General features: G+C 48.4%; 25 protein-coding genes. All 25 read left to right on the top strand.

The annotated features are described in order from the left end of the window. Nucleotides 1-477, top strand: a 477-nt coding sequence (locus C4S60_RS12885) for a flagellin (protein ID WP_103880754.1), incomplete at its 5' end; no start/stop codon positions are given. 399 nt (nucleotides 478-876) lie between these two features. After that, the gene (locus C4S60_RS12880) at nucleotides 877-2,007 is read left to right on the top strand and encodes a flagellin (RefSeq protein WP_103880753.1); all 1,131 of its coding nucleotides are present in this window, start codon (nucleotides 877-879) and stop codon (nucleotides 2,005-2,007) included. Between the two features lie 140 nt (nucleotides 2,008-2,147). After that, nucleotides 2,148-2,597 carry a flagellar protein FlaG gene (locus C4S60_RS12875; protein ID WP_103880752.1) on the top strand — a complete coding sequence of 150 codons (450 nt, stop codon included), beginning with the start codon at nucleotides 2,148-2,150 and terminating at the stop codon, nucleotides 2,595-2,597. A 50-nt stretch (nucleotides 2,598-2,647) separates the two neighbouring features. Continuing rightward, complete coding sequence (gene fliD, locus C4S60_RS12870; protein WP_103880751.1) at nucleotides 2,648-4,570, top strand: flagellar filament capping protein FliD; 1,923 nt, start codon at nucleotides 2,648-2,650, stop codon at nucleotides 4,568-4,570. A 24-nt stretch (nucleotides 4,571-4,594) separates the two neighbouring features. Continuing rightward, entirely contained in the window at nucleotides 4,595-4,897 is a 303-nt protein-coding gene (gene fliT, locus C4S60_RS12865) for a flagellar protein FliT (RefSeq protein ID WP_103880750.1), read from the top strand. Between the two features lie 10 nt (nucleotides 4,898-4,907). Further along, entirely contained in the window at nucleotides 4,908-5,318 is a 411-nt protein-coding gene (gene fliS / locus C4S60_RS12860; protein ID WP_103880749.1) for a flagellar export chaperone FliS, read from the top strand. A gap of 235 nt (nucleotides 5,319-5,553) precedes the next feature. Further along, nucleotides 5,554-7,014, top strand: a complete 1,461-nt coding sequence (locus C4S60_RS12855) for a sigma-54 dependent transcriptional regulator (protein WP_103880748.1) — start codon at nucleotides 5,554-5,556, stop codon at nucleotides 7,012-7,014. 185 nt (nucleotides 7,015-7,199) lie between these two features. Continuing rightward, the gene (locus C4S60_RS12850; RefSeq protein WP_103880765.1) at nucleotides 7,200-8,270 is read left to right on the top strand and encodes a sensor histidine kinase; all 1,071 of its coding nucleotides are present in this window, start codon (nucleotides 7,200-7,202) and stop codon (nucleotides 8,268-8,270) included. Next, nucleotides 8,270-9,685 carry a sigma-54-dependent transcriptional regulator gene (locus C4S60_RS12845; RefSeq protein ID WP_103880747.1) on the top strand — a complete coding sequence of 472 codons (1,416 nt, stop codon included), beginning with the start codon at nucleotides 8,270-8,272 and terminating at the stop codon, nucleotides 9,683-9,685. Before C4S60_RS12850 ends, C4S60_RS12845 begins: the two co-directional genes overlap by 1 nt. Nucleotides 9,686-9,815: 130 nt before the next feature. Further along, a complete protein-coding gene (fliE, locus tag C4S60_RS12840) occupies nucleotides 9,816-10,127 on the top strand; it encodes a flagellar hook-basal body complex protein FliE (protein WP_103880746.1) in 312 nt (103 codons plus the stop codon). A 54-nt stretch (nucleotides 10,128-10,181) separates the two neighbouring features. After that, a complete protein-coding gene (fliF, locus tag C4S60_RS12835) occupies nucleotides 10,182-11,894 on the top strand; it encodes a flagellar basal-body MS-ring/collar protein FliF (RefSeq protein WP_425275129.1) in 1,713 nt (570 codons plus the stop codon). Then, nucleotides 11,894-12,946: a flagellar motor switch protein FliG gene (gene fliG / locus C4S60_RS12830; RefSeq protein WP_103880744.1), complete on the top strand. Its 1,053-nt coding sequence runs from the start codon at nucleotides 11,894-11,896 to the stop codon at nucleotides 12,944-12,946. Before fliF ends, fliG begins: the two co-directional genes overlap by 1 nt. 35 nt (nucleotides 12,947-12,981) lie before the next feature. Then, nucleotides 12,982-13,782 (top strand): flagellar assembly protein FliH, encoded by an 801-nt coding sequence (fliH, locus tag C4S60_RS12825; RefSeq protein ID WP_103880743.1) that lies wholly within the window; start codon nucleotides 12,982-12,984, stop codon nucleotides 13,780-13,782. Continuing rightward, nucleotides 13,782-15,104, top strand: coding sequence for a flagellar protein export ATPase FliI (fliI, locus tag C4S60_RS12820; protein WP_103880742.1), 1,323 nt, complete (start codon nucleotides 13,782-13,784; stop codon nucleotides 15,102-15,104). The genes fliH and fliI overlap by 1 nt, the downstream gene beginning before the upstream one ends. Nucleotides 15,105-15,111: 7 nt before the next feature. Next, complete coding sequence (gene fliJ / locus C4S60_RS12815) at nucleotides 15,112-15,555, top strand: flagellar export protein FliJ (protein ID WP_103880741.1); 444 nt, start codon at nucleotides 15,112-15,114, stop codon at nucleotides 15,553-15,555. A 110-nt stretch (nucleotides 15,556-15,665) separates the two neighbouring features. After that, entirely contained in the window at nucleotides 15,666-17,405 is a 1,740-nt protein-coding gene (locus C4S60_RS12810) for a flagellar hook-length control protein FliK (protein WP_103880740.1), read from the top strand. 34 nt (nucleotides 17,406-17,439) lie between these two features. After that, nucleotides 17,440-17,934: a flagellar basal body-associated protein FliL gene (fliL, locus tag C4S60_RS12805; protein ID WP_103880739.1), complete on the top strand. Its 495-nt coding sequence runs from the start codon at nucleotides 17,440-17,442 to the stop codon at nucleotides 17,932-17,934. 7 nt (nucleotides 17,935-17,941) lie between these two features. Then, complete coding sequence (fliM, locus tag C4S60_RS12800) at nucleotides 17,942-18,991, top strand: flagellar motor switch protein FliM (RefSeq protein ID WP_103880738.1); 1,050 nt, start codon at nucleotides 17,942-17,944, stop codon at nucleotides 18,989-18,991. Nucleotides 18,992-19,009: 18 nt separating this feature from the next. Continuing rightward, the gene (fliN, locus tag C4S60_RS12795; protein WP_103880737.1) at nucleotides 19,010-19,420 is read left to right on the top strand and encodes a flagellar motor switch protein FliN; all 411 of its coding nucleotides are present in this window, start codon (nucleotides 19,010-19,012) and stop codon (nucleotides 19,418-19,420) included. 47 nt (nucleotides 19,421-19,467) lie between these two features. Next, on the top strand, nucleotides 19,468-19,854 hold the full coding sequence (fliO, locus tag C4S60_RS12790) for a flagellar biosynthetic protein FliO (RefSeq protein ID WP_167390982.1): 387 nt from the start codon (nucleotides 19,468-19,470) through the stop codon (nucleotides 19,852-19,854). A 52-nt stretch (nucleotides 19,855-19,906) separates the two neighbouring features. Then, nucleotides 19,907-20,710 carry a flagellar type III secretion system pore protein FliP gene (fliP, locus tag C4S60_RS12785; RefSeq protein ID WP_425275128.1) on the top strand — a complete coding sequence of 268 codons (804 nt, stop codon included), beginning with the start codon at nucleotides 19,907-19,909 and terminating at the stop codon, nucleotides 20,708-20,710. Between the two features lie 13 nt (nucleotides 20,711-20,723). After that, on the top strand, nucleotides 20,724-20,993 hold the full coding sequence (gene fliQ / locus C4S60_RS12780) for a flagellar biosynthesis protein FliQ (protein WP_103880734.1): 270 nt from the start codon (nucleotides 20,724-20,726) through the stop codon (nucleotides 20,991-20,993). Between the two features lie 7 nt (nucleotides 20,994-21,000). Continuing rightward, complete coding sequence (gene fliR, locus C4S60_RS12775) at nucleotides 21,001-21,783, top strand: flagellar biosynthetic protein FliR (protein WP_103880733.1); 783 nt, start codon at nucleotides 21,001-21,003, stop codon at nucleotides 21,781-21,783. An 18-nt stretch (nucleotides 21,784-21,801) separates the two neighbouring features. Then, a complete protein-coding gene (gene flhB, locus C4S60_RS12770) occupies nucleotides 21,802-22,932 on the top strand; it encodes a flagellar biosynthesis protein FlhB (RefSeq protein WP_103880732.1) in 1,131 nt (376 codons plus the stop codon). Between the two features lie 123 nt (nucleotides 22,933-23,055). Beyond that, complete coding sequence (flhA, locus tag C4S60_RS12765; RefSeq protein ID WP_103880731.1) at nucleotides 23,056-25,155, top strand: flagellar biosynthesis protein FlhA; 2,100 nt, start codon at nucleotides 23,056-23,058, stop codon at nucleotides 25,153-25,155. The last annotated feature ends 28 nt before the right edge of the window (nucleotides 25,156-25,183 follow it).

The following is a 25,183-nucleotide window of genomic DNA, read 5'->3' as shown; positions in this document are numbered from 1 at the left end:
GAGCAGCTAGCGACTTACATCAACGGTCAAACTGACCTGGTAAAAGCGTCAGTGAACGAAAACGGTCAGTTGCAGGTATTTGCCGGCAACAACAAAGTCGACAGTGAAGTGTCGTTCTCTGGCAGCCTTGCCGGTGAGCTGGGTATGCAAGAGGGTAAAGCGGTCACAGTAGATACGATTGACGTAACGACTGTGGGTGGTGCACAAGAGTCAGTCGCGATTCTGGATTCAGCCATGAAGTATGTAGACAGCCACCGTGCTGAGCTGGGTGCATTCCAGAACCGTTTCAATCACGCGATTAACAACTTAGACAACATCAACGAAAACGTGAATGCGTCGAAGAGCCGCATTAAAGACACTGACTTCGCGAAAGAAACCACGGCGATGACCAAGAACCAAATCCTGTCTCAAGCTTCCAGCTCAATTTTGGCGCAAGCGAAACAGGCACCAAACGCGGCACTGAGCCTGTTAGGTTAAGTAGTAAAGCGCGAGGGATCAGGAACCAGGGCTTCGGCTCTGGTTTTTTTGTTTCTAGGTTTCTGGGTTCCAGGCTCTTGGGGAGCAGAGGGTGCCTGGAAAGTGGAGCGTGGTGAAATAATCCGTAATCGCAAAATTCCTACCACCCGAATCATATCAAGAAAAGTAACGCAAACCCCTTCCTAGCCCTTAGAATTTTTATCATCCCATCCTTTCTCAAAATCCCAGATCACGATCACATTTATCCAATCAGTTGAATTAACAGCCAAAAAAAACAATGTTTTTGCTAAAGCTTCTAAATCAATCGCCGTTACAGGGATTGAGAGAAATGAAATCAGATGGCCAAAATGAGGTGAGAGACATGGCGGCCATCTAAATACCCCGCCTAAGGAGATCAATATGGCAATTAATGTAAACACTAACGTGTCTGCAATGACCGCCCAGCGTTATCTGAACAACGCTGCGGAAGGTACTCAAAAATCAATGGAGCGTTTGTCTTCTGGCTACAAAATTAACAGCGCAAAAGACGACGCTGCAGGTCTACAGATTTCAAACCGTTTGAATGCGCAAAGTCGTGGTCTTGATATGGCGGTTAAGAACGCTAACGATGGTATCTCTATTGCACAAACAGCTGAAGGTGCAATGAACGAGACAACCAATATCCTGCAACGTATGCGTGACTTGTCACTACAATCGTCAAACGGTTCTAACTCAAAATCGGAGCGTGTTGCGATTCAGGAAGAAGTGACAGCGCTTAATGATGAACTAAACCGTATCGCAGAAACCACTTCATTTGGTGGTAACCGTCTTCTCAACGGTACGTTCGGTACTCAGTCATTCCAAATCGGTGCGGATTCAGGTGAAGCCGTTATGCTGAGTATGGGTAGCCTGCGTTCTGATACGATGGAAATGGGTGGTAAGAGCTACTCTGCAACGGAAGGCAAAGAGCCGGGTTGGACAGTTGGTCAAGATTCTGAACTGACTATGAGCTATACCAATAAGCAGGGTGAAGAAGTTAACCTGTCTATCAATGCAAAACAAGGCGACGATATTGAGCAACTTGCGACCTACATTAATGGTCAGAGCAATGACGTTAAAGCCTCTGTAGGTGAAGAGGGCAAAATCCAACTGTTCGCTTCTACGCAGAAAGTACAAGGTGATGTTGCGTTTGGTGGCAGCCTGGCATCGGAATTAAGTCTGGGTGAGGCTAAAGATGTCACAGTAAAAGACATTGATGTCACCTCTGTAGCCGGCGCTCAAGAAGCGGTTGCCGTCATCGATGGCGCTTTGAAGAGTGTTGACTCTCAGCGTGCAGGGCTGGGTGCATTCCAAAACCGATTCGGTCACGCAATCAATAACTTAAGCAACATTAACGAGAATGTGAACGCATCAAATAGCCGTATCAAAGATACCGATTATGCGAAAGAAACGACAGCAATGACGAAGAACCAAATCTTGCAACAAGCGAGTACTTCGATTCTTGCACAAGCGAAGCAATCTCCGTCTGCCGCACTTAGCTTGCTAGGTTAATTATAGGTATTTCACCTTAGGCAATTCGTGTTAGCGGTAAGCTCTGCTTATCGCTAACTTTCCAATTTCACTCCTATTGCTCAACAAGTAGTACCTTAGTTGGAGTTGGACAATGCAAGGTTAGAACCGGGAGAGCGAGCATGGATATTTCCTCTTACGCATCGAACATTCAGCCTTTTGCCTCGTCCAGTGGCACAGAAATTGCTTCTAAAAATACAAACAAAACAGCGCCTCAGCAAAATGCTACTGAGTTGGACAACCAGTCCAAAACAGTAAATGAGCTAAAAAATACAGAAAGAGCAGAGTTTTCCAATCAGAAAACCGCAGATCTAATTCAGAAAATGGCTACCGAGCGTCACGACCTCAATGAGGCCGAACGTGAAAAAATGGTGGAGCGTCTGGATGAGTTTCTGACCTCGATGAATACCGGACTTTCATTCCGTCGAGATGAAGAGCTTGGACGTGACATCATCACGATATACGCAAAAGATAGCGGCGAAGTGATTCGTCAGTTTCCGGATGAAGAACTACTTGATGTATTAAAGCGCATTGAACAGCATGGTTCTCTGAATATAGACATGCTGGTTTAGTGACTGGCTCCGTTGCGGAGACATGTTGGTATTTAATTCGAAGTGGTTTGGTGAATATGGGCCCGATAGGGATGTCTTCTGGCATGGATATCAATTCCATGGTGAGCAAAATAGTCGATGCTGAGCGAATTCCGAAGCAGCAGCGTATCGACTACGAGCGCAACAAAATTGATTCCAGTATCAGTGCCTATGGGCGGCTCAGAGAGTCACTGGATACGATGAAAAACCTGATGGCAAATTTTCGTCAGGAAAAAGCGTTTGCGGTTCGCAGCGTAAATAGTACTGAAGAAAATATTGTCACAGCAACAGCGACTACAGACGCTATCGCTGGCAAATATGCTGTCGATGTGTTGCAGCTTGCTCAAAGCCATAAAGTGGCCTCGGATGTCATCCCGGATGATACTCGCTTTGGGCCAGGCAAGCTGCAAATTTCCTTAGGCGAGGACAGCTTCAATTTTTCCCTTCGCAAAAATTCTAGACTAACCGATGTCGTTCGCGCCATAAACGGTGCCAGTGATAATCCAGGGGTCAGAGCTTCCATCATCAAAGACATGAACGGACCAAGGCTGATTGTTGCCGCCAACCAGTCGGGTGTGGAAAAGACGGTTCGTATTAATGTTGATGCTGAACCAGGAAATGAACTCTACCGTTTTGAATACAAGACCATAGAACAGAGAGTAAAAGATTTAGAGCAGGCGCAGGCAGAAGCACTTAATTTGTTGGGACTGCCCGCAACACCTTTATCGGAGACGGAGCCGAATTCTACCGAACAGGTTGAGGCTGAATCCGAAACCGCTAAGGAGACACCGGCCGTTCAGTCGAGCGAAACCATCAGTCAGCAACCAACGGAGGCAAAGTCTGGCCGCCCTGAAGATACTATTCCTGGTTGGACCCCGACGGCATCGGGAACACTGATGGACTCTTATTATGTCCCTCCACCTGAACTTGATGAGAAAGCGCTGGCCAAATCCAAAGAAGTACCCGGGTGGTCTAATACGGCTTCGGGTACATTAACAGATTCTTATGTCACACCGAGTGAAGCCCAAGCCAAGCTGGAACAAGAGTTGGCCGCGGAAAAAGCCGCCGTTGCGCGAGCGGTTTCTGAAGGGGATCTCACGGAAGAACAAGCGAAGCAAATCGAACGGGAGAAACTGTCCCCTGAAGAACGTGAACGTCTTGAAAAAGTGGAAGCGATTCAGGCTGAGCTGGCCGAAGCGCAGCGTTCAATGCAAGTTTATATGGGGATGTCAGAGGTTCAGGCAGCGCAAGACTCTGTTGTGGTGTTAGATGGTGTGGCAAAACTGGCTAGCAACAATAATGTAATTGAAGATGCGATCGAAGGTGTTGACCTGACCCTTAAGGGCACCACCAAACCGGGTGAGCGTGCGACAGAGATCGGCGTGGAATACGACAGGCAAAGTGTTCGAGCTGATATCGAGCAATTTGTCACAGCTTATAATCAGTTTTTTCAGGTATCTCAGAGCCTGGCTAAGGTCGATCCCACTACGGGTCAGGTTGGACCGCTTGCTGGTGACAGTATCGTAAGAAGTGCCGACGCTCGGTTAAAGAGCGTCTTTTCAGCCTCTATTGATGGTGCTCCGGAAGATCTGAAATCGTTAACCGAGTTTGGGATTACCACGACAAGGCAGGGCAATTTGGAAATCAATTACCAAATGCTCGATAAACAATTGAACAGCAACTTTACCAAGTTAGAGTCCTTTTTTGGCGGCAACAATGGCTTTGCCAAGAAGGTTGAGGATGCGATCCACAGTATGACTGGTATGACGGGTTCCATCCGCACACGTGAGAAAAGCCTGACAGAGCAGAATTACCGCTTAAATGATGATCAGGCCACTCTGGACAGACGAATGCAGGGTATTGAGAAGCGTACCCATGACAAATTTGCTGCGATGCAGGATGCAACAGGTAAGATGCAGGCACAACTTGCCGGACTAATGAGTGCCTTGTCTTAGATTGATATGAATAGAGGTAAATAGGTGTTAATTTTCAAAGAATTAAGTGATTTGGATCACCGTTTACAGTCTGTTTTAGAAAATATCGATGTGGATACTGAAGAAATCCATCAACTGGTCGATACAAGAGAACAGATAATCAATAAGTTAGTTGTCGCTTGCCAAGGGAATCCGAACCTTAAACAGAGTACTGAATGGCAAGATGTGGTGGAATCGACACGTCGAATTACTCATCACATGCAAATGAAAACGGAACAATTAGGGCTGACGCTGAGAAAATACCGACACGGTAAGCGCTCCCTACAGCAGTATCAAAAATTTATTTGAGAGGATAGTGATGCGTGGTTCATTACAAGCATATAAGAAAGTATCAGTAGACAGCCAGTTAAGTGCTGCCTCGCCGCACAAAGTTATCCAAATGCTTATGGGTGGTGCCATTGAGAGACTGATCCAAGCCAAAGCTGCGATGGAGCAGGGCAACATTCCTGTTAAAGGTGAACGTATCGGCAAGGCGCTGGACATCATCATCGCTCTGCGCAGTTGTTTGTCGATGGATGACGGTGGCGATATCGCAAAAAACCTTGATCAACTGTATGAATTTATGATCGCCCAGATCACAGAGGCAAATCATGAGAATAATCCTAAGCCTATCGATGACGTAATTGAAATCATACGTGAGATAAAATCTGCTTGGGATCAAATTCCGACCAATTACCACAACTTGACTGCTCAAGAAGTTGGCATCTAAGCGGAATTAACCTCTTAAAGTCGGGGTGACTAAGTTGCCTTATTAAAATAATGCCAATAGAATAGACGCCATTCTCCGCCAAATGGCGTTTTTTTACATCTAACTACCTGTTTTATAAATTGCTTGTCATTAACATCAGCCCTTTTTACGCTCTTTTCCCGACGTTAAATTGGCAAGCGACAATAATTTGACACAAACAGGAGTTCGTTTGAAATCAAGGCATAATACCTGACTCATGCAAGGCTTAGCTAAACTTCTTGTTATTGCTGATGAACCACAAATTCGCACCAACCTGAATACCATTCTTGAATTCGTTGGTGAGCATTGTGTGGCGATTCCATCAAGTGACATCAATCAGATCGATTGGTCCCAGACCTGGTCAGGGTGCATCGTCGGTGCTTTAGGTAGCACAACTCTGTCAAAAGCTTTGCTCTCTCAGCTATCTTTGTCGAACCATATCCCTTTGCTGGTGACCAGCGAGTTCACGGGAGCCGTAGAGCCTTTGTCCAATTTTGTAGGCGAACTCGAATTGCCGCTAAACTACCCCCAACTGAGCGATGCGCTGCGTCATTGCCGCGAGTTTTTGGGGCGTAAAGGCGTTCAGGTGCCTTCTACTACTCGTAAAAACACGCTGTTTCGTAGCTTGGTGGGACAGAGTTCGGGTATCCAGGAAGTACGTCACCTCATCGAACAGGTCTCTGGATCGGAAGCTAATGTTCTGATCCTAGGCGAGTCCGGGACGGGTAAAGAAGTGGTGGCACGCAATATTCATTATCACTCCACTCGTCGCAGCGGCCCGTTTGTGCCAGTAAACTGCGGTGCGATTCCGCCAGATCTGCTCGAAAGTGAATTGTTTGGTCATGAAAAGGGTGCGTTTACCGGTGCCATCACGTCAAGAAAGGGGCGTTTTGAGTTGGCAGAGGGAGGCACCCTGTTTCTTGATGAGATCGGCGATATGCCGATGCCGATGCAGGTGAAATTGCTTCGAGTGTTACAAGAACGAGTGTTTGAAAGAGTTGGTGGCAGTACCGTGATCAAGGCCAATGTGCGCATTGTAGCCGCAACGCATCGTAACCTTGAACAGATGATTCAATCCGGAGATTTCCGTGAAGACCTGTACTACCGTTTGAACGTGTTTCCCATCGAGATGCCTTCGCTACGAGATCGCAAAGAAGACATTCCATTGTTGTTACAAGAGCTGTTAGCACGTATGGAAGCGGAGGGTGGACAGCCCATCTGCTTCGCGCCTCGTTCGGTAAACTCTTTGATGGAACACGATTGGCCGGGTAACGTACGAGAGCTGGCCAATCTGGTTGAGCGCATGGTGATCTTGTATCCTAATAGCCTGGTGGACGTAAACCACCTTCCGGTTAAATATCGCTACAGTGACATTCCTGAGTTCCAGCCGGAAATGAACGCTTTTAAGACTATCGAAGAGCAAGAGCGTGATGCGCTGGACAGTATTTTTGCTGATAACTTCACCTTTGAAGATCAGGAGTTTGAGCATCAAAACGCGCCTCAGTCTCTACCGCCTGAAGGCGTCAACCTTAAAGAGATGCTTGCGGAGCTGGAAGTGAATATGATCAGTCAGGCATTGGATGCGCAGGATGGTATTGTAGCCCGAGCCGCTGATATGTTAGGAATGAGACGCACCACACTGGTGGAGAAAATGCGTAAATACAGTTTGAATCGTTGACCTGAGGTTTGAATGTGATGTCCATCACGGGATTTTTTTGACGACAATTTATTGACGCAGTTAACTCATTGAAATATATAAACTTAAGCCCGGCATGTCTCTTGCATTGCTGGGCTTAAGTCTTTTATGGGCTTAACTATTTCTGCGAGCAGTATTGAGAAAGGAAAGCCTCGTAAATGAATCAAATGGTCAGTGGAACACCAGTACAAGATGAGCGGTCAAGCTCGCACTTAGACTCACTTGAGTCTCAAGTTGAACGTTATCAGCAAGTTATCGAAGCGATGCCTGCGGGAGTCATCCTTTTGGATACTCAGGGCGTGGTGAGGGAAGCCAATCCGGAGGCTCACCGGATTTTGGATCTCCCCTTAGTTGGTCAAAAATGGTTTCACCTGATTCAGGTGGTGTTTGATCCCAAAGAGGACGATGGGCATGAAGTATCACTGCGTAATGGGCGTAAAGTACGTTTGGCCATTTCCGCTTCTTCAACAGGCCAGTTGATCCTCATTACTGATCTGACCGAGACCCGACTGTTGCAGTCGCGGGTCAGTGACTTACAACGTTTGTCTTCGCTAGGTCGCATGGTTGCATCCCTGGCACATCAGGTTCGAACTCCACTATCAAGTGCGATGCTTTATGCTTCCAATCTGGGCGCGCCCAATTTGCCTCAAGCGACTCGCGAGCGTTTTCAGGTCAAACTGGTGGACCGGCTGCATGATCTGGAAAAGCAGGTCAACGATATGTTGTTATTCGCGAAGGGTGGGGACAACAAGGTAGTTAAACCGTTTACGATCCGCGATTTGGTTAGTGAATATCAACCAATGGTGGAAGCAGCCCTTAAAAGTAATCAAATTGACTACTGCCTTGAGGTGGAGCAAGAGCAGGTGGCATTGCTAGGCAACGTCAATGCGATAGCGTCTGCGTTGAGCAATCTGGTGATGAATGCGATACAGATAGCTGGGAAGCAGTCGCAGATTGATGTGTTTTTCCGCCCGGTAAACGACGAACTCAAGATCTCGGTACAGGACAGCGGGCCAGGTGTTCCTGCAGAAATCCAACAAAAAATAATGGAACCGTTTTTTACCACTCGCTCTCAGGGAACAGGTCTGGGGCTTGCGGTGGTTCAAATGGTTTGCCGCGCCCACGATGGGCGTCTTGAATTGATATCAGAAGAAGATGATGGCGCGTGTTTTACCATCTGTATTCCACTGCAAAATGCATCGTCTTCCCAAGAAGTAACTTATGAAGGATTAAGCTAATGGCTCAGAGCAAAGTACTGATCGTAGAGGATGATGAAGGTCTCCGCGAGGCGTTGGTCGACACACTCGCGTTAGCAGGTTATGAATGGGTTGAGGCGGATTGTGCTGAAGACGCCCTGGTCAAACTGAAAACTCAACCTGTGGATATTGTGGTTTCTGATGTTCAGATGGCCGGGATGGGTGGACTGGCTTTGTTGAGAAACATTAAGCAGCATTGGCCTAACTTACCCGTTTTGCTTATGACCGCTTACGCGAACATTGAAGATGCCGTAGCGGCCATGAAAGAAGGAGCGATCGACTACATGGCGAAGCCTTTTGCGCCAGAAGTATTGCTGAATATGGTGAGCCGCTATGCACCGGTTAAATCCGATGATAACGGAGATGCGGTAGTCGCTGACCCGAAAAGTATCCAATTGCTGGCACTGGCCGAGAAAGTCGCCAAAACCGATGCCAGCGTGATGGTGCTGGGCCCGAGTGGTTCAGGTAAAGAGGTGATGTCACGATATATCCATAATAAATCGTTGCGAGCCGACGGACCTTTTGTCGCGATTAACTGCGCGGCGATTCCTGACAACATGCTGGAGGCCACACTGTTTGGCTACGAGAAAGGGGCGTTTACCGGTGCGGTACAGGCTTGTCCGGGCAAGTTTGAACAAGCTCAGGGTGGCACCATCTTGCTGGATGAAATCAGTGAAATGGATCTCAACTTACAAGCCAAATTATTGCGAGTCCTGCAGGAACGTGAAGTGGAGCGTCTGGGCAGTCGCAAGAGCATAGCCCTTGATGTACGGGTACTGGCGACCAGTAACCGTGACCTGAAACAGTACGTTCAGGAAGGCAACTTCCGTGAAGATTTATACTACCGACTCAATGTGTTTCCAATAGCGTGGCCGGCATTGTGTGATAGGCCGGGAGATATAGCCCCATTGTCCCGTCACCTTATCGAAAGGCATTGTAAGAAACTGGGAATGCCAGTGCCAGATTTTAATCAGTCAGCGCTGGATAAGCTGATGAGCTATCCCTGGCCGGGCAACGTTCGTGAACTGGATAACGTGATACAGCGTGCGCTCATTCTTTGTGACCAACCTATCATCGCTGCAGAGCATATTCTACTAGAGGGTGTAGACTGGCAAGATGCGTCCAGCTTACAACAAGTGGTTGCGTCACCCAGTGATGTCATCCCGATGGTCGCTCCTCAGGCTGAGCCAGTCAGCGAAAGCGTTCAACGCAGTGTAGTGGCTGCTGAAGGCTTAGGCGGTGAGCTACGCGATCAGGAATTCTCGATTATTCTGGAAACACTAAATGAATGTCAGGGGCGACGTAAAGAAATGGCAGAGAAGCTGGGCATCAGCCCGAGAACCCTTCGCTATAAGCTGGCCAAAATGAGGGATGCGGGTATTGAAATCCCAGGTTAACGGCTTTGCTTCCGGTTACAATTGAAACTGGTCACAACTAACGAAAGCGTGGCATAATTTTTGCAAATTTTAGGTTAGTATCAAGATAATGTAAGGACACTGTCAAAAGATTGACGGCGAGTGATAGCGCATGAAGGTAGACGGACTACACAACGAAATGCAGGCAATGATGCTGGAAGCAACCAACTCAAAGCCTGCTCCCAATGCCCATCAGGTAGGGGCGAATTTCGGGGATATGCTTTCGCAGGCGGTAAACAATGTTAACGGCTTGCAAAAGAGTTCAGGAGATTTGCAAATGCGTTTTGATCGGGGCGATTCTGATGTCTCTCTATCGGATGTGATGATCGCGCGTAACAAGTCGAGTGTCGCCTTCGAAGCAACCATTCAGGTGAGAAATAAGCTTGTTGAAGCCTATAAAGAACTCATGAATATGCCCGTTTAATCTAGGTAGTAATAAGTAGTGGCTCAAGAAAATCATTCGACCGATGTAGCAGTAATGGATGGTGGGGTTGATACCGCAATGGTATCGAGCTCCGATATTGCTACCGATAGTCAAAATCCAGACATTAACGAAAAGAGCAGTTCTAAATTCGATATGGCCGTCGGTGATCTCGATTTGCTGCGTCAAATTGTTTTAGTTCTGTCGATTTCCATCTGCGTAGCATTGATTGTTATGCTGTTTTTCTGGGTTAAAGAACCTGAGATGCGCCCATTAGGGGTCTATGAAACGGAAGAACTGATTCCGGTATTGGACTATCTCGACCAGAAAAAGGTCCAGTATAAACTGGAAGGCAACGCTTTGAGTGTACCTGTCAATGAATACAACAATATCAAACTCGATATGGTGCGTTCAGGGCTGAACCGAACGTCGAATGCTGGTGACGATATTCTGATGCAGGACATGGGATTCGGTGTATCACAGCGTCTGGAGCAAGAAAGGCTCAAGCTCAGTCGTGAACGACAACTTGCAAAAGCCATTGAACAAATGAAACAGGTGCGTACTGCTCGCGTACTATTGGCTCTACCAAAACAAAGTGTGTTCGTCCGTCATAATCAGGAAGCGTCAGCGTCGGTGTTCCTGACGCTGGCAACGGGTGCGGTTCTGAGACAACAGGAAGTCGACTCTGTCGTCGATATGGTAGCCAGTGCCGTACCAGGAATGAAACCGTCCCGAATTACAGTCACAGATCAACATGGTCGCCTGCTAAGCTCTGGTTCTCAGGACGCTATGTCCATGGCGAGACGTAAAGAGCAAGAGTTGGAGCGCAATCAGGAACAGGCTCTACGCGAGAAGATTGATTCCGTACTGATCCCCATTCTTGGACTGGGCAATTACACAGCCCAGGTTGATATCGAACTGGATTTCAGCGCTGTTGAACAAACACGTAAGCGCTTTGACCCCAACACGCCGGCCACGCGCAGTGAATACACACTCGAAGATTACAATAACGGTAATGTGGTGGCTGGTGTCCCAGGGGCCCTCAGTAACCAGCCGCCAGCGGATGCGTCTATTCCTACCGATGTAGCACAAATGAAAGATGGTTCTATCATGGGTCAGGGTTCTGTTCACAAAGAGGCGACTCGAAACTTTGAACTGGATACGACGATCAGCCATGAAAGAAAGCAGAGTGGTGTCGTCAATCGTCAGACAGTGGCCGTTGCGATTAAAAACCGCAGCTCTGTCAATCCTGACACTGGCGAGGTCATATATGAGCCGCGCTCGGAAAGCGAACTTGCCGCCATCAAACAAATACTGATCGGTGCGGTTGGCTTTAACGAAAATAGGGGCGATTTACTGAACGTTCTTAGTATGACCTTTGAAGAGCCTGCGGCTGAGCTGCTACCCGATGTGCCAATTTGGGAACATCCGAATTTCAATGACTGGGTGCGTTGGTTTGCAAGCGCATTGGTTATCGTTGTGGTGGTGTTGGTTTTGATTCGACCAGCGATGAAAAAACTGCTCAATCCGGCAGCACAAGAAGAAGACGATCAGCTGTACGGCCCAGATGGCTTGCCACTGGCAGCTGACGGTGAAACAAGCCTTATCGGCACTGATATTGATGGTAGTGAGCTGTTTGAGTTCAGTACCGGCATCGATTTGCCAAATTTACATAAAGATGAAGATGTGCTGAAAGCGGTTCGGGCTCTGGTAGCCAATGAACCAGAATTGGCAGCACAAGTGGTTAAGAACTGGATGGCTGAAAACTGATGGCGAACGAAATTGTGACGGCAAATGGTGGCCAACTTACGGAAACGGGCGTTGATATTTCAACCATTGGCGGAGATGAAAAAGCCGCAATTCTATTGCTCAGTCTTAATGAGGCTGACGCGGCAAGCATCATTCGCCATTTAGAGCCTAAACAGGTGCAGCGTGTTGGTAGTGCGATGGCCAAAGCCAGCGACCTCAGTCAGGACAAAGTGGGCGCGGTGCACCGCGCTTTTCTGGAAGACATTCAGAAATACACCAACATCGGCATGGGTAGTGAAGATTTCATGCGTAATACGTTGGTGGCGGCACTGGGTGAAGATAAAGCCAACAACCTTGTTGATCAGATCCTGCTAGGTACGGGCTCCAAAGGCCTCGACTCATTGAAATGGATGGATCCACGTCAGGTGGCAAGCATCATTGTTAATGAACACCCGCAAATCCAGACTATCGTATTGTCCTATCTGGAAGCCGACCAGTCTGCTGAAATTTTGTCTCAGTTCCCGGAACGCGTGCGTCTCGATCTGATGATGCGTATTGCCAACCTTGAAGAAGTCCAACCTTCTGCGTTAGCAGAACTGAACGAAATCATGGAGAAGCAGTTTGCCGGTCAGGCAGGGGCTCAGGCGGCGAAGATTGGCGGCCTGAAGGCAGCGGCAGAGATCATGAACTACCTGGACAACAATGTCGAAGGCATTCTCATGGATCAAATTCGCGACCAGGACGAAGACATGGCGACTCAGATTCAGGACCTTATGTTTGTATTCGAAAACCTCATCGAAGTGGACGATCAGGGGATTCAGAAGCTGCTTAGAGATGTCCCTCAGGATGTACTGCAACGTGCATTGAAAGGTGCCGACGAAGGTCTTAAAGAGAAGATCTTAAATAACATGTCGAAACGTGCAGCCGATATGATGCGTGAAGATATCGAAGCGATGCCACCTGTCAGAGTGTCAGACGTGGAAGCGGCTCAGAAAGAAATCCTCACTATCGCAAGACGTATGGCGGACAACGGAGAGCTGGCGCTATCTGGTGGTGCCGATGAGTTCTTGTAATCGACATTGATTTATTTATTAAGGGAAAGTGGTTTATGTCTGGAGACAGAAAGCGCGGCTTTTTACGTCCATCCGAAGATAATACCGTAGAGTCTGCTCATTCTTGGGGACTCCCGGACTATACCTCACAGGTTAACCAGACGGCCAGAGAGACCGCCCTCAATTACGATCCCAGTTGGACACCCGTTGATGAACCTTCTGCCGAAGAAGAACCCCTGGTTCTGACCGAAGAACAAATTGAGCAGATCAAACAGGGCGCTTATCAAGAAGGGTTGTTTCAGGGGCAGGAAGCCGGTTTTAAACAGGGCTACGACAAAGGCAAGGAAGAAGGTCTTGAGGCGGGTCATCAGGAAGGAATTGAGTTAGGTAAAGCCGAAGGTGTGGCTGCTGGCGAAGAGTATATCAAGCAGCAGGTTGACACATTTATGGCGATGGCCAATCAGTTTGCTCAGCCGTTGGAATTAATGAACAGCCAGGTGGAAAAACAGTTGGTGGACATGGTACTGGCGCTGACTAAAGAAGTTGTTCACGTCGAGGTACAGACCAATCCGCAGGTGATTCTGGATACGGTTAAGCAGTCGGTTGAAGCATTGCCGATTTTGGGTCATGCAATCACCCTTAAGCTCAACCCGGCTGACGTCGATATCATTCGAGCAGCGTATGGTGATGACGAGCTGGATATACGAAATTGGAATCTGGTTGTGGAGCCTTCCCTCAACCGTGGTGATGTACTCATCGAGGCGGGCGAATCGAGTGTCAGTTATAAGCTCGAGGAGAGAGTCAAAAGTGTCTTACAAAGCTTCTGTGCGAGCAATCGGCATCAAGGGGGCGATTGATGTTGCCACTCGCTCAAAGACTTGCCAATTACAAAGTAGCGGGTCATAAATCACGGGCAATCGCATCGGGAAAACTGGTTCGGGTAGTGGGGCTGACGCTCGAAGCGATAGGCTGCAAGGCGCCCATAGGCAGTTTATGCAAAGTAGAAACCATGCATGGCGAAATGGAAGCCGAAGTGGTCGGCTTCTCCGGCGAGCATCTTTATCTGATGCCCAGTGAGCAAATTACCGGGGTACTTCCCGGAGCAAAAGTCACACCACTCGCCTCTGAAGCCGGGTTGCCAGTAGGCATGGAGTTGCTAGGCCGGGTCATTGACGGTGTCGGCAATCCGCTGGACGGTTTAGGGGATATTTACACCGAAAAACGTGCTGCATTCAATGCTGAACCGATCAACCCATTGGCAAGAAAGCCGATTTCTGAGCCATTGGATGTTGGACTGAAGGCCATTAACGGCCTGTTGACCGTCGGTAAAGGACAACGTATAGGTCTGTTTGCCGGTTCTGGTGTCGGTAAATCGGTGACACTGGGAATGATGACTCGGGGGACAACGGCACAGGTTGTCGTGGTTGGCCTGATTGGTGAGCGTGGTCGCGAAGTTAAAGAGTTTATTGAAGAAATCCTGGGAACATCAGGTCGGGAGCGCTCAGTCGTTGTGGCTGCACCCGCAGATGCTTCGCCACTGATGCGGCTAAAAGGTTGCCAGACCGCACTGACTATAGCGGAATACTTCCGTGATCAGGGACTTGATGTGTTGCTATTAATGGACTCACTGACCCGTTTTGCCCAGGCGCAACGTGAAATTGCATTGTCGGTAGGCGAGCCCCCGGCAACGAAAGGCTACCCACCGTCGGTGTTTGCCAAGCTCCCTGCTCTGGTAGAGCGGGCCGGTAACGGAAACGCGAATCAGGGCTCTATTACCGCATTTTTTACCGTATTAACCGAAGGTGACGATCTTCAGGACCCCATTGCCGACGCGGCAAGAGCAATTCTTGATGGTCATATTGTATTGTCTCGTGAAATGGCAGATGCGGGGCATTATCCAGCGATTGACGTTGAGAAATCGGTCAGTCGTGTAATGCCTCAGATCACGGACGACCAGCATGTTCTGATGTCGAAAGCGGTGAGGCAAGTGCTGTCAGTTTGTAGAAAAAATCAGGATTTGGTATCGATTGGTGCCTATAAGCCGGGAACGGATCCAGCTATCGATAGTGCCTTTACCCTGAAACCAAAGCTCGATCAGTATTTACAGCAAAGCATGAGAGAGACGGTGCCTTATGATATGTGCCTGAGTATGTTGAAACAGTTACTTCAGGTGAGTTAACGCGCTGATGGAAAATGCACTGGAATTCTTGTTGGAGCAGGCAGAAGACAATGAGCAGCAGGCGGTGCTGGCGTTAAACAAGGCACGCTCGGAACTTGAGGATTATTACAATCAAGTCAGACAGATAGAGCAGTATCGGCTGGATTATTGTAATCAGTTGGTGGAGCGGGGTAAATCCGGATTAACCGCAAGTGAGTACGGTCATTTGAATCGCTTCCTGACTCAGTTAGATGAAACTCTGACAAAACAGAAGTCAGCAGAGGCTCACTTCAAACAACAAGTTGAGGATTGTCAGGACTACTGGCAGACCACCCGAAAACAGCGACGTTCATACCAATGGTTGATGGACAAAAAAGCCGAAGAGAAGGCGCAACGCGCGGAGAAGCTGGAGCAAAAACAGATGGATGAATTTTCGAATCTGTTATTTGCCCGGCGAAGAAATCAGCGCTAAAGCGGCTTATTATTCTATGGGTACAAAACTTGCATCCGATTTAGAATAACACCTAATTGCGGCAAAGCGCTGCCGTATGTTTCAACCTCGACTTTACGGGCCTTAATGGAATGAGTCTGTCAATTTCAAATAATACCTCTCCCACTTCCGCTACCAGCAAGGTAACCGGCACTGGTGCAGCTTCCGAGAAGGGAGACGTCAGTGAAAGTCAGGGTTTTTTCGATAAGCTGAAAGGTGCTTTAACGTCAGAAAAGGCGGATAAAAATCAGAAGGTTGATGTTACGGATAGTCAAAATTCTGCGCTATCTGAATCCACCCAAACGGTACTAAAAGACGCACAAGAAGCTGCATCGACTGATGAAGAATCAGTTGCAGTGAATGGAAAAGCATCCACATCAGTGAATAATGAAGAGTCGGAACAAAGTGTCAGCTCGAATGATGACGTCAAAAAAATGACAGGTTCCGATGTTGAAAATACAGACGTAGAGACGAATCACACGCAAGCGGGGCAATCAAGCAGCGATCAGGCAAAGCAGGCGGTGAATGACAGCAGTGCGCTGCTTAATCGTCTCGATGAAGCGAACAAAGCCCTAAAACCTGATTCTCAACTGCAATCCGAAGAAAAGAGTGTCGCCATTGCCGCCGGTGCAGCGCAGGTCGGGAGTTCAGCCAAGACCGAAACAAGTCAGGCTAGTGGCGACATTGACTCTGATGTCGTACGTGATCAAAGCGCGACTGTCGAGCTTGCGGATCTTCAGTCGTCAGCTGCAAACACTACCAGTGGAATCGCGGCAGTGTCGACCAAACATTCGACGGGCTCTGCCGTCAGCGACAATAGTTTGACACCAGGTTCGTCAGCGTCCAGTGGCGCAGCCACGACTACCGCAGCATCGACTGCCGCAGTATCGACTGCCGCAGTATCGGCCAACGCTGGCGTCAATGCCGAAACAAAAGGCGGTGAAGGGGACGTCAAAACAACTCAGTCCTCAAACATCGCCTGGACAACGGCTGAAGGAGAAAATGGCTCTAAAGTCGTTGGCAAAGCAGCATTAGCAAGTTCAGTAATAACAAGCGATAAATCTCCAGTGTCTGCCCATCCCCAATCTGTCGTGGCTCCTGCTCAAGCAGGTTCGCCGACTCCTCAAGCTGCGGGTCTGGTAACGCCGAATGGCGTTGGTAGTGCTGAAGCGGCTGCTGTGGCCATCGCCACAGGGGCAGTGACATCACCTGATGGTAACAAACCAGCTGCCTCCGGGTTAAATGCGAGCTCTCTGCCTGCCAATGGTAAGCGTGACACGGGTGGGATAGGGCAAGGCACCGAGCGACCGGATGGCCTATTGCAGGCTACCGGTGCCGGTACGCTCACTGCAAACCAGTTAAGAGCAGAACAGCCTCAGTCAGCGACGGGCGTGCAATCGCCGTTAGTACTGACGAAGGAAAACGCCAGTGAACAAGTGTCTGAACGCCTTCAAATGATGATGTCGAAAAACCTCAAGCATGTGGATATTCGTCTTGACCCACCGGATCTGGGACGAATGCAGATTCGAATGACGCTGAATAACGATTCTGCAACCGTGCACTTTACTGTGCAGAACCAGCAGACTCGGGATATGGTCGACCAGGCGATGCCAAGGCTCCGAGAAATGTTGTCTCAACAGGGAATTCAGTTGGCAGATACCTCGGTACAGCAACAAAATCAGGGACAACAGCGTCACGCTTCTCACGGCACCGACCAACAGTCCTCTCAGGGCAGCATGGGAGCATCAACAGGCGTTGACGAGAGCGAAGGTGGGCTTAACGTCAATGTGAGTCTGACCAAAAAACAAGATGGGATTAGCTATTACGCCTAATACCGACAAAATAAACCGCTAAGTAGAAAATGACATGGCAGAAGAAACTCTAGAACAACCGAAATACAACAAAAAGCTGTTAATTATTATAGTTGCCGCTTTGGTTCTGCTGCTAAGCGCAGGTGGACTGGCATATTGGCTGCTGGGATCCGATGAGAGCACGAGCCGAGCACCTGACGCTACTGGGAACTCCCCAGCGGTGGTAATCGATCCGATATCTTACGTTAATGTTGTTCAGCCTTTCGTTTTTAACGCTACTGGTAAACAGCGTGACAGAGTTGTACAGATTAAAGTTCAGCTAATGGTGCGTGGGATGGAGAATGAAGATTATGCCCGATACCACTCACCCCTTATTGAAAGCACTCTGCTTTCAACCTTTGCGTCAGTGACTGTAGAACAACTCCGTAGCACGAATGGACGAGTCGAACTTAGAGATCAGGCAACAGCTGATGTTCAGGCGAGTTTGTCTCAAGTCGTCGGAAAACCAGTGATTGAACGAGTTTTGTTTACCGATTTTGTAATTCAGTAGGTAATTTGTGACCGATTTATTAAGCCAAGACGAAATTGATGCGCTGCTTCACGGGGTAGATGATGTTGATGAAGTCGAAGATGAGTTGGATCAGGACCCCAGTGATGTCGTCCATTTTGACTTTTCGTCTCAAGATCGCATTGTCCGTGGTCGTATGCCGACTCTGGAACTCATTAATGAACGTTTTGCAAGACATATGAGGATCAGTCTGTTCAACATGTTGAGAAAGACCGCTGAAGTGTCTATCAACGGTGTGCAGATGATGAAGTTTGGTGAATACCAGAATACGCTTTATGTTCCGACCAGCCTGAACATGGTGAGGTTTCGACCTCTCAAAGGGACGGCGCTCATTACTATGGAAGCGCGGCTGGTCTTTATTTTGGTGGAAAACTTTTTTGGCGGCGATGGTCGATTTCACGCCAAGATTGAGGGGCGCGAATTCACACCAACCGAGCGCAGAATCATACAGCTGTTGATGAAGACGGTGTTTGAGGATTACAAAGAAGCCTGGTCACCGGTGATGGGGGTGGAATTTGAGTATCTGGATTCCGAAGTCAACCCCAGTATGGCCAACATCGTTAGCCCAACTGAAGTGATCGTCGTGAGCTCATTCCATATTGAAGTGGATGGCGGTGGCGGTGATTTCCATGTGGTGATGCCTTATTCCATGGTGGAGCCTATCCGCGAACTGCTCGATGCTGGTGTTCAGTCAGATAAGATGGAAACTGACGTTCGCTGGAGTAGCGCACTGCGCGAAGAAATTATGGATGTTCCAGTAAATTTCAGGGTAAATCTGCTGGAAAAAGATGTGTCGTTACGTGACCTGATGGAGCTTCAGGCTGGGGACATTATCCCGATAGAAATGCCGGAAAACGCTACGATGTTTGTCGAAGACCTACCGACATTCCGTGTCAAAATGGGCCGCTCTGGTGAGAAGGTAGCGGTACAGATTTCAGAAAAAATTAGACGTCCAGATGTGGTGAAAACCGATCTTGCCTTCCTTGGAAAGGATATTATGGCAGAGCTTGAGCATGTGGAAGAAGCTGACGAAGAATAACGAGAGTAGAAAAAGAACATGACTATTAGTGACGACCAAAAACTAGCAGATGAATGGGCAGCAGCTCTTGGTGAAGACCCAATGGCGCCAGACGTGGATGTTGATGAAGTATTGGCTGCCCCGTTGGATGAGCTAGAAGATTCAGCTTCGCCAATATCTGACGATGAACGTCGTAAGCTGGACACCATCATGGACATTCCTGTGACGATTTCGATGGAAGTCGGTCGTTCACAGATCAGTATCCGTAACCTGTTACAACTCAACCAGGGTTCGGTTGTAGAGCTCGATCGAATTGCCGGAGAATCACTGGACGTAATGGTTAACGGTACACTGATTGCGCATGGTGAGGTGGTAGTAGTGAACGACAAATTTGGTATCCGTTTGACTGACGTTATCAGCCAGACAGAGCGAATCAAGAAGTTGCGTTAGTGATGGACAACAGAGTAACTAAACGGGCCCTGACAATGTTGTTACCAATGATGGCTTCAACATCGGCTTATGCCAGCCAGGAGCATACCTCACTGAATGCCTCCGGTTCGCCTTTTGATTTGGCCGCGACGCTCGGTTCGCTGGTACTGGTTATTGGGGTGATTCTGGCTCTCGCATGGGTCCTTAAGCGAATGAAAGTCCCTTCATTGGTGAACCAGCAGGGGTTGAAAATCGTCAGACAGATCCCGGTCGGTACCAAAGAGCGTATTGCGATTGTTCAGGCAGGAGAAGAACAGTTTTTGGTCGGCATCACCAGTCATTCAATACAGCTGATTTCGAAGCTTGAACAACCACTGGATGAAGCGGAGATGGCACAACCAGCGTTTGCCTCACAATTGTCGAAGTTAATGAAAAAGCAAAATTCGCATGACTAAAGTAATTCGACTCCTACTTCTTTCTTTACTGATATTTCTGTCGCCAGTTTCGATGGCTGAAGAGGCACTTGCGACGCCCGTTCCTACGGGCGCTGCGCTAGAAGGTGGTGTGACCGTCACTGCGATGCAAAACGATCGCGGCGCTGCAGGAAGTTCCACATCCAGCGCTTTTGGAACCGGACCGGGCATTCCCGCCTTCACCATGAAGACCAATCCAGACGGCAGTGAGGATTACTCGGTTAACCTGCAAATACTTGCTTTGATGACCATGCTGGGCTTTTTGCCTGCAATGGTGATATTGATGACGTCATTCACTCGTATCGTGGTGGTGATGTCGATTCTTCGTCAGGCGATGGGTTTGCAGCAGACACCTTCCAATCAGGTGATCATAGGTATTGCGATATTCTTGACGTTTTTCATTATGTCACCGGTTTTGAATCAGGTGAATGACCAGGCCATTCAGCCTTATCTAAATGAGCAAATAACTGCTAAGCAGGCGTTTGAACAGGCTCAGGGGCCGATGAAGTCGTTCATGCTGAAACAGACCCGTGTTAAAGATTTGGAAACCTTCGTAGAAATGTCCGGTTCCACTGCTCAGAACCCAGAAGATGTGTCGATGGCGGTACTAATCCCGGCCTTTATCACCTCTGAACTCAAAACCGCTTTCCAGATAGGATTTATGCTGTTTCTGCCATTCTTGATCATTGATTTGGTGGTCGCATCGATATTGATGGCAATGGGTATGATGATGTTGTCACCTATGATTGTCTCACTACCGTTCAAATTGATGCTGTTTGTGCTGGTAGACGGTTGGAACCTGATACTGTCGACCCTCGCCGGCAGCTTTGCCTTGTAGCTGGAGAAGACGTATGACTCCAGAGGTATTTGTTGAGCTGTTTCGGGACGCACTTTGGATGGTACTCCTGTTGGTATGTGCCATTGTTGTTCCCAGCCTGTTGATTGGTCTTATCGTGGCTATTTTTCAGGCCGCCACCTCGATTAATGAACAGACGCTGAGCTTTTTACCAAGATTGATAGTGACAATTCTTGCGCTGATTGGGTTTGCCCACTGGGGAACTCAAATGATGATGGAGTTTTTCTACGAGATCATAGAAAGGCTACCTCAGGTACTTTGGTAGTCTCCTGATGGAATATCCAGCAAGCGCGGTATTGGAATGGCTGAGTAATTACTTTTGGCCCTACATCAGAATATCAGCCATGTTAATGGTGATGTCTGTCACTGGGGCAAACTTCGTTTCGCCCAGAATTCGCTTGTTCCTCGGACTGGCACTGACTCTGGCAGTGATGCCCTCTATCCCCGCCGCACCGCAGTCTATCGAGTTGCTATCATTTGAAGGCTTTTTGACGGTGGCAGAACAGATGTTGATTGGCATCGCGATGGGGATGACGACGGTATTTATGATCCAAACCTTTGTTATGCTGGGCCAGATCCTGGGTATGCAGTCGAGTCTGGGTTTTGCCTCTATGGTGGATCCTGCGAATGGTCAGAACACTCCGTTGCTTGGTCAGTTATTTATGTTTCTTGCCACCATGTTCTTTTTGGCAACGGATGGTCATTTAAAAATGATTCAGCTTGTAGTTATGAGTTTTAAAACCCTGCCTATTGGCAGTGGACACCTCTCTAGTGCTGATTTCAGAGAGATGGCTGGCTGGCTGAGTATTATGTTTCAGACAGCGTTAAGCATGGCTTTAGCGGGGATCATCGCGCTCCTTACTGTTAACCTATCTTTTGGCGTGATGACCCGTGCCGCACCTCAACTGAACATTTTCTCATTGGGTTTCGCGTTTGCTTTGCTCATTGGTCTGATGATCTGTTGGTATATTATGGCCGGGTTGTACAGCCACTATCAGTTGTACTGGCTGGAAGTGGAAAGTCAGGTATGCCGCCTGATTGATACGACGTGTTAAACGACTAGGAGGCTGATAATGGCAGAATCAGACGGTCAGGAACGCACCGAAGACGCCACCCCCCAGCGGCTAAAGCAAGCCCGCGAAAAGGGCCAGGTGGCACGCTCAAAAGAACTGGCGTCAGTGTCAGTGCTGATTGTCGGTGCCTTGTCTCTGATGATGTTTGGAGAAGGTCTCGCTCGTGCATTGTTTGGCTCGATGGCGCGCCTGTTTACTCTGAGTCGCGATGAAATCTACGATCCGACGAAACTGTTTGACGTCGTGCTCGGTGCTCTTTCGAGTCTATTGCTTCCACTTGCTCTAATCCTGTTAGTACTGTTTGTTGCCGCACTTGTCGGTGCCGCTGGCGTTGGGGGCATCAGCTTTTCGGCTGAAGCCGCGATGCCCAAACTGTCTAAAATGAATCCACTGAGTGGTCTCAAGCGCATGCTGGGAATGCAAAGTTGGGTTGAATTGATCAAGTCCATTCTCAAAGTGGCCTTGGTTGCTGGTATGGCGTTTTATCTGGTGAATGCTTCCCGAGCCGATCTGTTCCAGCTCAGTATGGAGGTGTTTCCACAAAACATATTCCATGCTCTTGATATCTTGTTGAACTTTATACTCCTCATTAGCACAACACTGTTGATAGTGGTTGCCATCGATATCCCTTTTCAGATCTGGCAGCACGCTAATCAACTTAAGATGACCAAACAAGAGGTGAAAGACGAGTTTAAGGATACGGAAGGTAAACCTGAGGTAAAAGGGCGTATTCGGATGTTACAGCGAGAGGCTGCCCAACGACGTATGATGGCAGAAGTCCCGCAGGCTGATGTTATTATCACCAACCCTGAGCATTTCTCAGTGGCACTGCGTTATAAACAAGGGCAGGACAAAGCGCCCATCGTTGTGGCAAAAGGCATTGACCATATGGCGTTGAAAATCCGTGAGGTAGCAAGGGAGCATAATATTTACGTAATTCCTTCACCACCGCTAGCGCGCTCACTTTACCACACCACAGAACTGGAACAGGAAATCCCGGATGGCCTGTTTGCCGCCGTTGCGCAAATACTGGCTTACGTTTACCAGCTAAAACAATATCGCAAAAAAGGCGGACAACGCCCGACCCTGCAGAACGAGCAGATCACCATTCCGAAAGAGATGCGTTACTGAGTAACTATGTTGCGTCAAAAATTTGGCGTCTTTCTTTGGCTTAATTCTTGCAGATTACTGTGCCTCTATAGGAATAATAATCGCCACCCAGGATTGGTGTGGTAACGCAGTGATGTAGTAGTAATGAAATTGACTTTGCCATTCGCCGACAAGATGCCTAATATCCCTCGTCGTGCCCTGCCTGCCATTGGTGCTCCCGTTATGGTCCTCGCCGCTCTGGCGATGATAGTGCTACCCATTCCTGCATTTTTACTCGATCTGTTTTTTACCTTTAACATCGCTCTAGCGATGGTTGTGCTTTTGGTATCGGTATACACCCGACGCCCATTGGACTTTGCGGCATTTCCAACGGTGTTATTGATCGCTACATTGTTGCGCCTGGCGCTTAACGTTGCATCGACGCGTGTGGTGCTTTTATATGGTCACGAAGGGGGAAACGCCGCCGGTAATGTTATTGAAGCGTTTGGTAACGTTGTTATTGGTGGTAACTATGCTGTCGGTTTGGTGGTGTTTCTTATCTTGATGATCATTAACTTTATGGTCGTTACTAAAGGTGCCGGTCGTATTTCTGAGGTAAGTGCTCGCTTCACCCTTGATGCCTTGCCGGGTAAGCAAATGGCGATTGACGCTGACCTGAATGCCGGGTTGATTGACCAAGAGCAGGCGAGACTTCGCCGTTTTGAAGTGACCAAGGAAGCCGACTTTTACGGTTCTATGGACGGTGCTTCTAAGTTCGTAAAAGGTGATGCGATTGCGGGTATTTTAATCCTGTTCCTCAATATTGTCGGTGGCCTTAGTATCGGGATGATGCAGTATTCACTCGGATTTGGAGAGGCCATTGAGATCTATACCTTACTGACAATCGGTGACGGTTTGGTCGCACAAATTCCATCGTTACTACTGTCCATCGCAGCGGCAATTATGGTTACGCGTCAAAATACTGACGAAGATATGGGTCAGCAGGTGGTGTTCCAACTGTTTGATAACCCGAAAGCACTGACCATTACCGCGGGTATTTTAGGGGTAATGGGGATTGTCCCGGGGATGCCACACTTTGCGTTTTTATTACTGGCCGTAATTGCTGGCGGTGCAGCTTACTGGATGCATCGCAAACAAGCTAAGCAGGAGGAAGACAAACACTTGCCTGCTGAAGTGGGTGGGGGAGAATCGTCGAGTACACCTAAAGAGCTGTCCTGGGATGATGTCCAGCCTGTTGATGTGATTGGCCTTGAAGTGGGTTACCGCCTGATCCCGCTTGTCGACCGTGATCAGGGGGGGGAATTACTGGAGCGAGTGAAAGGGGTGCGTAAGAAGCTCTCTCAAGACTTCGGATTTTTGATTCCTGCGGTACATATCAGAGACAATCTGGAGCTGACGCCTAACTCCTACCGAATCACACTGATGGGCGTTGCTGTAGGTGAAGCGGAAATACGCCCCGATCAGGAGCTCGCGATTAACCCGGGTCAGGTGTATGGCCTGATTGATGGGGAACAGACGATAGATCCGGCCTTCGGACTGGAAGCCGTGTGGATACAAGAAGCACAGCGTGAACATGCTCAGGCATTAGGTTACACAGTTGTAGATTCATCTACGGTATTGGCGACGCATTTGAGCCAGTTACTGACCAATAATGCGGCACAGCTATTGGGCCACGAAGAAGTTCAGAACCTGTTGGAGATGTTGGGACGAAGTGCACCTAAGCTGGTGGAAGACTTTGTGCCGGAGCAGCTACCTTTGGGTACGGTTGTTAAAGTACTGCAGAATCTGCTACATGAGGCAATCCCTATCAGGGATATTCGCACGATCGTCCAAACTTTGGCAGAGTATTCCGGCAAGAGTCAAGAACCTGACGTTCTTACTGCCGCTGTTCGTATCGCATTAAAACGCCTAATTGTTCAGGAAATCAATGGAATAGAGCCAGAACTTCCAGTTATAACGCTGATTCCTGAGCTGGAACAAATATTGCATCAAACGATGCAGGCTTCTGGTGGTGAATCGACTGGAATTGAACCTGGATTAGCCGAAAGACTGCAAGCATCGCTCACCCAAGCGACTCAAGAGCAAGAGCTAAAAGGAGAAGCAGCAGTGCTGCTAACGTCAGGGGTATTACGTTCGACCCTCGCCAAGTTTGTGAAAAATACTATTCCAAGCTTGCGGGTTCTATCGTATCAGGAAATCCCGGACGAAAAACAGATTAGAATTGTGCAGGCTGTAGGTAACTGATAGCCGGTAATTGAAATGGATGTAACAT

This window comes from Vibrio hangzhouensis (assembly GCF_900107935.1).
In the GTDB taxonomy this organism is placed as follows: Bacteria; Pseudomonadota; Gammaproteobacteria; order Enterobacterales; family Vibrionaceae; genus Vibrio; species Vibrio hangzhouensis.
The sequence above is the reverse complement of the archived record's forward strand: the minus strand, read 5'-3'. Positions and strand labels throughout refer to the sequence as shown.